4 protein-coding genes are annotated in these 2,921 nt (G+C 58.2%); all 4 read right to left on the bottom strand.

All coding sequences use genetic code 11. The annotated features are described in order from the left end of the window. Positions 1–8: 8 nt before the first annotated feature. Positions 9–551, bottom strand: coding sequence for a hypothetical protein (locus tag ACF8AM_RS20060; RefSeq protein ID WP_392557355.1), 543 nt, complete (start codon positions 549–551; stop codon positions 9–11). Positions 552–654: 103 nt separating this feature from the next. Next, positions 655–897: a hypothetical protein gene (locus ACF8AM_RS20055; protein WP_392557354.1), complete on the bottom strand. Its 243-nt coding sequence runs from the start codon at positions 895–897 to the stop codon at positions 655–657. Next, complete coding sequence (locus tag ACF8AM_RS20050; protein ID WP_392557353.1) at positions 894–1,541, bottom strand: hypothetical protein; 648 nt, start codon at positions 1,539–1,541, stop codon at positions 894–896. The genes ACF8AM_RS20055 and ACF8AM_RS20050 overlap by 4 nt, the downstream gene beginning before the upstream one ends. Before the next feature lie 80 nt (positions 1,542–1,621). Beyond that, positions 1,622–2,921, bottom strand: a 1,300-nt coding sequence (locus ACF8AM_RS20045) for a nucleoside recognition domain-containing protein (protein WP_392557352.1), incomplete at its 5' end; no start/stop codon positions are given.

Raw genomic sequence — 2,921 nt, 5'->3', positions numbered from 1 at the left:
GCACGCTCTCAAATGGTGAACTGTTGGAGCACTTGATTCAGCGGTTGGCCTTGACCTTCCCAGCCCTGTCGACTGAGGAAACGCCATGCGGCAACCTTCTTTTCCGGTCGCACGAATGGCTGCAGCCAGCTCCCGACGCAGTGGCGACGATAGGTGATGCCGATGTTCTTGCGGACCCAAGACTCGTATCCTGCGATCCAAAGCAAAGATTGCTTCCAGAGCATTCGGGCACGCTGCCATTGCGATTCGCCACGAGGGCGAGTGAAGGCGGGAAGTTCGTCAGGCCAATGGACCGCCAGCGAAACGGACTCAACGGGTGCCCACGAGGGAATGAAGTTGAACCGGTTGAGGTACAGGCCGCCTAGCTGGCGGCTTCCGAAAAACATCCCGAATCCCCACAGGCAAACGTGCAGTTCGTCTTGGTCCAATCGATAACACGTCGAACGATCCGCGGTATCGTTGTCGCGATAGCGTTCAAACCCAAATCGCATCAGCAGATTGCCATCGGGGCACTCCACGTCTCTGCCCCAGCACCAGACTTGCTGCGACATCAACTTTTCGCCAAAACGGCGAACCGTTTGAGGAATGCACCATCCTTGACCAGCACGTGTACCGCGACGCGGTTTCGCGCGATTGCGGCTTACAGGCATCGTCTCAGGCATGACGACTCCCGGCCTCTCGGGTCACCTCGTGCGACGCTTGGCGAAACCAACCGATCGTCCGCTCGAGATGATCGGTTCCGTAGAGCTTTGCGAATTCTCGCGTTTTCGCATGATGGGTGTTTTCCAGTTCCGCCAATCGTTCGTCGATATACTGCGGTGTCAGTTGGATGTGGCAGCGTACTTCGATGCAGTGCCGCCATTGCTCGTAGGAAGTTGGAATGATGCTTTCGCTCATGATTTCGCGTGCCCTAAATACGAGTCAAAGTTGGCGGCGATTTGAAATGAAAGGCCACGCCATGCAGAGGCAAATTTTTCTGCGGGGGTGAAAGGACGCTCGCCGTTGTTCCATTTGGCCAGCGTTTGACGCCGGTACTCAATCCCCAACTGCTCGACAATGTTCACCTCGTATGAGCGAATCCAATCGATCAGGTCGAGGGTCAGCGAGGCACACAGGTTGCGCTGCGAGTCGTTCGGTGGACTCAATGAAGGCATGTCCTCGTCCGACCAAGGTGGGCAATCGAGTTTCGGCTGGTCTGTGTAGCACGGTTGGAACTCAAAGCGTCGCAAGAAAACGCCTCCACGCGTTTCATCGCCATAGAAGACACCGAACCCGCGTAGAACAACGCGCCGTCCGTGCGGCAGTTCCAGAACGTAGACGCTGGAGCAATTTTTACGGTTCGAGGGCGGGCGGAGCCGATCGAAACCGATCTCGAGCAACCAGTTGCCTTCGGGGCGCAGAATGTCTTGACCCCAGCACCAAACCTGTTGACTTAGCAAGCTAACGGCATGTTGCAGCGGTTCGCTACTCATGCTTTGGCGACTCGCCGTGCTGTCGTGGTTCGTCGTGTCAGGAACGATGGGCTCGGCATGATCGGACATCCGATGCTCACTCCATTGACGAGTTGTTTTTTCGGTAACGGACTCTTCCGTTGATTGATCACTTTGTCGATTCAAACGGATCATAGAAACCATCTCCCTCCCCAAGCCAGCATCAACGCAAAGAGCGTCGCAAACCCGGCCTGTTGTGCGAGGAGCCTCAACGTCTTGATCCATCCCGTCTCGCGGCCGATCGTCATTGCGGTGACCATGCATGGCAGCAGCACTCCCGCCAAATACACCGCCGTCAACGCCTGGGCGGCGGTCATCGGGAACGAGAGGCCGTCATCAGCGGCAAGCAGAAAGATGCCGTCCTTGCGAACCGACGCCAGCACGATCGGCAGGGCCGACTGCGAAGGCAGATCGAACAGTCTCATGACCGGCCCGAGAACCCGAGACGCGAGGTCGAGGACGCCCCAGTGAGCGAGCAGCGAAGCCGCCAGACAGATCGCTACAAAAATCGGCATCGCTTGGAATAGGAACTGCCGAATGGTTCCGGAAGCCTCTCGCCACAACGCCGAGAACGTTGGCCATTGCATGAACGGTCGGCTCGGTGTCATCAAAACATTCAGCGAACTGCGAGCCTGTTTCCCCGCGGTCAAACGCAGGTACACCAGCGTCGTGATCAATAGGTAGGAAAGAAAACCCCATGTCAGTAGCGCAGCCGACGCCCCCGTCGCGACCGCCACGGCCGACAACACAGCCAAGGTGGCCGGCAGTTGGTAGCTGCAAGCCGATCCGAATGCGATCGTTGACACGGCGGGACCGCGTGAACAGTTCGAACATGACCGCGTGCTGATCACCGCCGGAACGTTGCATCCGAACCCCATCATCACACGGACGACGTCACGGCCGCTTAAACCAAACGGACGCATCCACGGATGCAGCGCGACGTTGATCCGTTCGATCAATCCACTCGTTTTGTAGGCCCCCAGAATCAGAGCGAACATCAGCACTGTCGGGAGAGACCACACCAGTAGAAACGGTCCCATGTTCAACAGCCCGTAGCCGAACTCGCCTTGTTGAGCCGTCAGCACGATCCGCAGCCACTCGGGCCAAGTGGCGTTGACGGTTGCGATGATCGGTTCAAACCAACCGGCGACGATGGGGTGCAACCAATCCGCCGCGGCATTGGCACCAAAGATGGTCGCGATCGCTGGCAAGAACAACAGGCCGATGGCAATCAGTGGGCCGGCAACGCGATGCTCCATCCATCCCGGTTTCGGCTCGATTCGCCAACCGGCACGGGCCGTCAACCTGCGTTTGCCAAACTCAGGCGGCTCTGTGAGTGCCTCGTCGATTCTCGCCCGCGTTGGTGCGGTTAAGTCGCGTGCATCCACCGGTATGAATGCCACTCCCGCGTCAGCCGCCAAGCGTTCGAGT

The organism is Rhodopirellula sp. JB055, from assembly GCF_043100905.1.
Lineage (GTDB): Bacteria > Planctomycetota > Planctomycetia > Pirellulales > Pirellulaceae > Rhodopirellula.
Note: the sequence above shows the minus strand (reverse complement) of the source record. Positions and strands in the feature narration are given on the sequence as shown.

What these genes read in the sequence shown, in the direction of transcription:
- ACF8AM_RS20060 (WP_392557355.1), bottom strand. Translation starts at nt 551, where the DNA reads ATGTCGCAGCAAGTCTGGTGCTGGGGCAGAGACGTGGAGTGCCCCGAT.
- ACF8AM_RS20055 (WP_392557354.1), bottom strand. Translation starts at nt 897, where the DNA reads ATGAGCGAAAGCATCATTCCAACTTCCTACGAGCAATGGCGGCACTGC.
- ACF8AM_RS20050 (WP_392557353.1), bottom strand. Translation starts at nt 1,541, where the DNA reads ATGTCCGATCATGCCGAGCCCATCGTTCCTGACACGACGAACCACGAC.